Genomic DNA, 7,096 nt, shown 5'->3' on the forward strand with positions numbered 1-7,096 from the left:
GCTCCCATGCGCGAACTGGAATATCACACGCGACAGGCGGATGCCTGCCTCGACGCCGGCATCCGCTTCGTCGACTCGATCGGCATGGACGCCACCGTCGGCAGCGACGACGAGATCCACGACCGCTTCGCGCAGAGCGTCGCCCACACGCGGTCGCTCGACGCGGACTACGCTCTGGGCGCCTCGATCATGGGGCAGGTGCAGTGGTCGCCGCGCGAGGACGCCGCCGAGATCGAGGTCGAGGCGATGCGCCGCCTCGGCGTGACGAACCAGGCGCACTTCCTGGAGTCGCCGGAGGCGGTTCCCCTGCAGCAGTCGAAGTTCGCGATGTACCGCGACGCGGGAGCGCTCGGTCCCGAGATGATGTTCGGCCACTTCATCCAGACCACCCCCGAGATCATCGCGGAGACGGCGGCGGGTGGTGCGAGCATGTCCTGGCAGCCCGCCTCGAACGGGCGTCTCGCGTCCGGTGTGGCGCTGGTGCCCGAGATGCTCGAGATGGGGATGAAGGTCGGCATGGGGCTCGACGACCAAGCCTGCACCGACGTGTCGGACCCGTGGCAGAACATGCGCATGGGGATGGCGATGCAGCGCGCGCGCACCAAGGATCCTCGATCGATGATGCCGGAGACGCTGCTGCGCCTGCACACGCTCGGCGGGGCCGAGATCATGGGCGTCGCCGATCGGGTCGGAAGCCTCGAGGTCGGCAAGTTCGCCGATTTCGTGGTCGTCGACCCCCGCCGTCCCGACGTCGGACCGCTCTGGCATCCGGTGCGCTCGTACGTGCTGTCGATGAGCCTGCGCAATCTCACCCGCGTGTACGTGGGCGGGCGCCTGGTGTCGCAGCACGGCCTGTCGACGAACCCGCTGTCGGCCGAAGCGAGCGTGCGTGTGCACGCCCAGCTGCCGAAGATCGCGGCGCGTCTGGGTCATCCCCACTGATCCGTCATCCCCACTGAACCGGGGGACTCCCCGCCGGGTGTAACGAGGTCGAAACACCCCGGCAAGTGTTCGTGAAATCTACATCCCGTAGCGTCCTCAGCACGCGAGACGGAATGCATTGCGAATCGCGCTCCCTTACCCGAGGCACCACCCGCACCAGAGGACATCTCACATGACCTTCCTTTCTTCCCGACGGGGCCGCATCTCCGCGGCACTGGCCGGCATCGCCGTGTCGGCTCTCGCCCTCACCGCCTGCGCCGGTTCGAGCGACTCGGAGCCGGCGGCCGACACGGACGACGCCGCATCCGAGGAGATGATCACCGACATCACGGTGCAGCTCAGCTGGATCAAGAACGAGGAGTTCGCCGGCGAGTTCTTCGCCGACAGCAACGGCTACTACACCGACGCCGGCTTCGACTCGGTCACCCTCGTCCCCGGACCCTCCACGAGCGCCACCGAGCTCATCTCGGGCACCGCCGACTTCGGCATGAGTGACGCGGTCTCGATCGGATCGGTCGTCGCCTCCGAGGGTGCGCCGCTGAAGATCATCGGCACGACCTACCAGAAGAACCCGTTCACCGTTCTCTCTCTCGCCGACGGCGGCAACATCGCCACCGTGGACGACCTGGTCGGCAAGAAGATCGGCGTGCAGGACTCCAACACCGCGCTGTTCAACGCCTTCCTGTCGGCCAACGGCCTGACCTCGGACGACGTCGAGATCGTCCCCGTGCAGTACGACCCGGCGCCGCTCACCAACGGCGAGGTCGACGGGTTCATCTCGTACCTGACCAACGAGTCGATCATCGTCGCGGAGGAGGGCTACGACACCGTCAACCTCCCCTTCGCCGACAACGGCCTGCCGTTCGTCGCCGAGACGCTCGTCACCACCGACGACATGATCGCGAACAACCCCGCCACCGTGAAGGCCTTCCTGAAGGCCGAGATCATGGGCTGGACCGACCTCGTCAACGACCCCGAAGAGGGTGCTCGCCTCGCCTACGAGGAGTACGGCGCCGACCTCGGTCTCGACCCCGACACCTCGACCCTCGGATCGCTCGCCCAGGTCGACCTCGTGGTCACCGACGAGACCGAGGCGAACGGCCTGTTCACGATCAGCGACGAGCTTCAGGCCGCGACGATCGAGAGCCTCGCGGGTGCCGGCATCGAGCTGACCGCCGAGGACCTCTTCGACCTCTCCCTCCTCACCGAGGTGTACGAGGAGAACCCCGAGCTCGTCGACTACATGGGCTGATTGAGAGAGTTCCACTGTGACGATTCCCGTCGCCCAGACCGGTGCCCAGGGGACGACCCTGGGCACCGGCCTGCAGATCACCGACCTGAACAAAGTCTTCACGAGCGGCCGCAAGTCGGTCGCTGCGCTGCAGGACGCCAATCTCCACACCGACCAGGGCACGTTCCTGTCGCTGCTCGGACCGTCGGGATGCGGCAAGTCCACCATTCTGCGCATCCTCGCCGGGCTCGAGCAGCCCACGAGCGGAACGACCCGCGTGGACGGGAAGAGCCCCAAGGAGCTCCGCAAGGAGAACAAGCTCGGCATCGCGTTCCAGGACTCCGCGCTGCTTCCCTGGCGCAGCGTGGTGTCGAACATCCGCCTCCCCTTCGAGATCGCCGGGCAGCAGGTCGACAAGGCCTACGTCGACGAGATGATCGCCCTCGTCGGACTGAAGGGCTTCGAGAAGGCCAAGCCGGCGCAGCTGTCCGGCGGCATGCGCCAGCGCGTGTCGATCGCGCGATCCCTCATCATGCGGCCCGAGGTGCTGCTGTTCGACGAGCCCTTCGGTGCGCTCGACGACATGACCCGCCAGAAGCTCAACCTCGAACTGCTGCGCATCTGGACCGAGAAGCCCGCGACCACGCTTCTGGTCACCCACGGCATCTCGGAGGCCATCTTCCTCTCCGATCAGGTCGCGGTCATGAGCCCGCGTCCCGGTCGGGTCAAGGAGGTCATGACCATCGACCTGCCTCGTCCGCGCCTGCCCGAGATGATGCGCAGTCCCGAGTTCCACTCCTACGTCGACCAGGCTTCCGAGCTGCTGTTCGGCGAGGGAGGCGCAGCGGCCGATGACCACTGAGGCCCCCACCAAGTCCCGCGCGATCGAGTGGGAGGACGTGCGCCTGCCGCCGTGGCTCATCGGAACGATCGGCGGTGTCGGCCTCATCGCGTTCTGGTGGATCGTCTCGGCCGTCTGGGTCAGCTCGACGGGCGCGCGTCCGATCCCGAGCCCCCCCGAGGTGATCGGCGCCTACATCGCCGCCGGGTGGGACTACTTCGCCCGCAACTTCGCGGTGACCCTCACCGAGGCCGGCATCGGCTACCTGTGGGGCAACGGCCTCGCCCTGCTCATGTCGGGTCTCGTGCTCGTCGTTCCGCGCCTGGAGGGCGTGGCGATGCAGGTCGCGATCCTCACGTACTGCGTCCCGATCGTCGCGATCGGCATGCTCGCCGTCGTCCTCATCCCGCCGCCGGCCGTCGGCGAGCCCGCGGGCACCGCCATCCTGCTGGCCGCTCTGTCGTGCTTCTTCACGACCGTCGTCGGCGCCCTGCTGGGACTGAAGTCGGCCGACAAGACCAGCCTCGACCTCATCACCGTTTACGGCGGATCGAAGTTCACGCAGCTGTTCAAGGTGCGTCTGGTCGCCGCCGTGCCGGCGATCCTCAACGCCCTGAAGATCGCCGTGCCCGCCGCGTTCCTCGGCGCCGTCCTCGGCGAGTTCTTCGGAAAGATCGAGGTCGGCGTGGGCCTGGCCATGGTGCTGGCGCAGCAGGCCTCGGATGCACCGCTCGTCTGGGCGCTCGCGCTCGCATCCGGAGCCGTGTCACTCGCCGGGTTCGGCATCGTCGGCATCATCGCGCGCGTCGCGGCGCCGTGGTCGAAGGGAAGTGCGTCATGACATCCGTCACGAGTCCGCCCGTCGCATCGCCGCCCGACCCCGCGGGGCCGCCGGCGACATCCGAGCGGCTGCAGAACACGATGCGCAAGCAGGCCGCCACCGGGGCGCTGCGTGCGTTCCTCTGGGGCATGGCGACCTTCCTCGGCACGATCGTCGCCGTGATCGTCATCTGGGTCGGTGTGCTGTGGGTCTTCCAGATCTCCCCGCTGATCGCCAAGGGCCCGATCGACGTGTGGAACTACCTCTTCGAGGTGCCCGCGGCCGAAGCCAATCGCGAGATGATCTTCGCCAACCTCATGGTCACCCTCGGCGATGCGGCGATCGGCTTCATCGCGGGGCTCGTCGTGGCGACGCTCGGTGCCACGGTGTTCCAGCTCAACAAGGGGATCGAGCACGCCCTCATGCCCGTCGCGATGCTGCTGCGCTCGGTGCCGCTCGTCGCGATGGCGCCGGTGATCATCCTGATCTTCGGTCGCGACTTCTGGACCCTCGCCGTGATCGGCGGCATCGTCGTGCTGTTCCCCGCCCTGGTGAACATCTCCTTCGGGCTGCGCTCGGCGTCGCCGCAGATGAACGACCTCGTCGACGTGTACGGCGGCGGCGCGTGGACGAAGCTGCAGAAGGTCGCGATGCCGACCTCGCTTCCGGCCTTCTTCGCGGCCGTGCGCATCTCGGTGCCCGGCGCGATCACCGGGGCGCTGCTGGCGGAGTGGCTCGCGGTCGGCGGCGGCATCGGCGGTTCGATCGCCGGCTATGTGCCGCAGGCCCAGTTCAGTGCGCTCTGGACCTCCGTCGTCGCGGTCACCGCCGTGTCCCTCATCCTCTACAACGTCGTCCAGATCGTCGAGGACGTCGTGCTGGCCCGTATGGGCATGCATCCCCAGAAGGGCGTCTGACTCCTTGAGCACCATCGATCTCGCCGCCTTCGCCCACGGGCTCCCGAAGGCGGAACTGCACCTGCACCTCGAAGGAACCCTCGAGCCGGAGCTGAAGTTCGCCCTCGCGGCGAAGAACGGCATCGAGCTCGACCAGAAGACCGTCGAGGATGTGAAGGCCAGCTACGACTTCACCGACCTGACGAGCTTCCTCGCGGTGTACTACCCGGCGATGCAGGTGCTGCAGACCGCTGACGACTTCCACGATCTCGCCTGGGCGTACCTGCAGCGCGCGAAGGCGCAGGGCGTCGTGCATGTCGAGATGTTCTTCGATCCGCAGGCCCACACGAGCCGTGGCGTGCCCTTCGCCGAGGTCATCACCGGCTATCGCCGGGCGGCCGTGCGCGCGCAGGACGAGCTGGGCATCTCGGCCGAGCTCATCCTCTGCTTCCTGCGCGACTTCTCCGCCGAGTACGCCATGGCCACCCTCATGGAGGCGCTGCCCTACAAGGCGTGGATCGTGGGAGTCGGGCTCGACTCCGACGAACGGGGCAATCCGCCCGAGAAGTTCGCGACGGTGTTCGCCCGGGCCCGGGCGGAGGGCTTCTTCCTCACGATGCACTGCGATATCGACCAGGTCGGGTCGATCGACAACATCCGCACGGTGCTCGAAGACATCCAGGTCGATCGCATCGACCACGGCACGAACATCGTCGAAGATCCGGCGCTCGTCGACGCGGCGATCGCCAAGGGCATCGGCTTCACCACGTGCCCGGTGTCGAACTCGTTCGTGACCGATCAGATGAAGAGCGACGAGATCGTCTCGCTGCTGCGCAAGGGCGCCCGCGTCATGGTCAACTCCGACGACCCCGCCTACTTCGGCGGATACGTCGGCGACAACTACGTGGCACTCGCGGAACAGGCCGGCCTGACAGCGACCGATCTGGTTCAGTTGGCGGTCAACTCGTTCGAAGCGTCGTGGCTCACGGCACGCCGTCGAGACGCGTTCGTGCAGGACGTGCGCGACTACGCCGTCTCCGCCGGCGTCGAACTGCCCGTCTGAGGTCGGCCCGGTGACGAGCACGCTTCCGGCCGGCACCTCGTCCGCCGGAGTCGACGCCGCGGACGGCGAGGCGTCGGGCCTGCGCCTCGGGGCCCACATCCGGCGCCTGAGGAAAGGGCACGGGCTGACGCTCGTGCAGGTCGCCGAGGCGACAGGACTGTCGCATCCGTTCCTCAGCCAACTCGAGCGTGGGCTTGCGCAGCCGAGCCTCGGGTCGCTGCGACGCATCGCCGTCGCGCTGCAGACGAGTCCCATCGAGCTCGTCGCCGCCGCCGACGAACCCGTCGCCGATCTTCCGCCGGTCGAGATACAGCGCCGCGACGACCCGCGCGGCACGACGGTGCCCGACGGCTTCGCCAGCGGCAGCGCACGCCTGCTGGCCGCGGCGTCGCGGCCACTGCATCCGGTGGAGATCAGCGCCGCGGCGACCTCACCCGGGGAGGCATTCCAGCATCCGGAAGACGAGTTCGTCTACGTCGTCGAGGGCACGGTCGTCCTCGATCTCGACGGCGAGACGCGCACGCTGTCCGTCGGAGACTCCGCCTACTACGCCGGCGGAGTGGCCCACCGGTGGTGGTCGGCCGACGGCGCCCCCTACCGCCTGGTCGTGGTGAAGCAGGGTTCCCGCCGCGCCTGACCCGCTTCACGGCGATCGCGGGAGCCACGGGTTACTGCCCGGCGCTGCCCGGCGCGCGTGCTTGGCCGCCGCGTGGCAGGGTCAGGCTGGCCACCGCGCGGATGTCGTACCGGCCACCGCGCGAGCGTCGTGGCCGGCGACCGTGCACGAATTCAGGCTGGTTCCGTTCGGGTGCGCGGTTCTGGCCGGTGTACGGGTCGTGACCCGAGCGCCAGCCTGAATTCGTGCACGGGTGGGGTCGGTGCTCGCGCGTCGAGCACCGCCCGTGGGTCTCCGGGGGCGGCCGGGTCTTCGAGCGGGTTCTCGCTCGTCACCGTGCCGCAACTCAGGCTGGCTGCTCTCGGCGGTGCGAGCGCGGCCGGATTTCGGCCTCGGACCCGGGCGTCAGCCTGAGTTGGTGCACGGACAGTGCCCGCGCCGGCACCCGGGTGGCTGGTGCGTCGACCACCGCCCGTGGGTCTCCGGCAGCGGGCGGGTCTTGCGGGTGGGTCTTCGCTCGCCATCGTGACGCAATTCAGGCTGGCCGCTCTTGCTGTCGCCGGTTTGGTCGGTTGTGGGTCCGCCGGCGCGTTGCCAGCCTGAATTGCGTCACGAGGGCGACTCGAGCCGGCAGCAAGTCGTCCCTCGGCGTCCGGATGTCCGGGCGCCCCGGCCCCCGGTGCCCCG

7 protein-coding genes are annotated in these 7,096 nt (G+C 68.4%); all 7 read left to right on the forward strand.

Annotated elements, in window-relative coordinates; genetic code table 11:
* A partial coding sequence (locus tag B4E30_RS13095) for an amidohydrolase family protein (protein ID WP_286795535.1) occupies nt 1-942 on the forward strand: 942 nt, incomplete at its 5' end.
* 172 nt (nt 943-1,114) lie between these two features.
* Nucleotides 1,115-2,194: an ABC transporter substrate-binding protein gene (locus B4E30_RS13100; protein ID WP_286795536.1), complete on the forward strand. Its 1,080-nt coding sequence runs from the start codon at nt 1,115-1,117 to the stop codon at nt 2,192-2,194.
* Between the two features lie 22 nt (nt 2,195-2,216).
* Nucleotides 2,217-3,035: an ABC transporter ATP-binding protein gene (locus B4E30_RS13105; protein ID WP_071044355.1), complete on the forward strand. Its 819-nt coding sequence runs from the start codon at nt 2,217-2,219 to the stop codon at nt 3,033-3,035.
* Entirely contained in the window at nt 3,025-3,855 is an 831-nt protein-coding gene (locus tag B4E30_RS13110; RefSeq protein ID WP_286795537.1) for an ABC transporter permease, read from the forward strand. Before B4E30_RS13105 ends, B4E30_RS13110 begins: the two co-directional genes overlap by 11 nt.
* Nucleotides 3,852-4,751 (forward strand): ABC transporter permease, encoded by a 900-nt coding sequence (locus tag B4E30_RS13115; protein ID WP_194384273.1) that lies wholly within the window; start codon nt 3,852-3,854, stop codon nt 4,749-4,751. The genes B4E30_RS13110 and B4E30_RS13115 overlap by 4 nt, the downstream gene beginning before the upstream one ends.
* A gap of 4 nt (nt 4,752-4,755) precedes the next feature.
* Complete coding sequence (gene add, locus B4E30_RS13120; protein WP_286795538.1) at nt 4,756-5,793, forward strand: adenosine deaminase; 1,038 nt, start codon at nt 4,756-4,758, stop codon at nt 5,791-5,793.
* Nucleotides 5,794-5,803: 10 nt separating this feature from the next.
* Nucleotides 5,804-6,430: a helix-turn-helix domain-containing protein gene (locus B4E30_RS13125; RefSeq protein WP_286795539.1), complete on the forward strand. Its 627-nt coding sequence runs from the start codon at nt 5,804-5,806 to the stop codon at nt 6,428-6,430.
* Nucleotides 6,431-7,096: the final 666 nt, after the last annotated feature.

The sequence above is a fragment of the Microbacterium sp. UBA3394 genome (assembly GCF_002358725.1).
GTDB classification, from domain to species: Bacteria; Actinomycetota; Actinomycetes; order Actinomycetales; family Microbacteriaceae; genus Microbacterium; species Microbacterium luteum.

Coding starts and splice junctions, on each gene's coding strand:
- B4E30_RS13100 (WP_286795536.1), top strand. CDS start 1,115: ATGACCTTCCTTTCTTCCCGACGGGGCCGCATCTCCGCGGCACTGGCC.
- B4E30_RS13110 (WP_286795537.1), top strand. CDS start 3,025: ATGACCACTGAGGCCCCCACCAAGTCCCGCGCGATCGAGTGGGAGGAC.
- B4E30_RS13115 (WP_194384273.1), top strand. CDS start 3,852: ATGACATCCGTCACGAGTCCGCCCGTCGCATCGCCGCCCGACCCCGCG.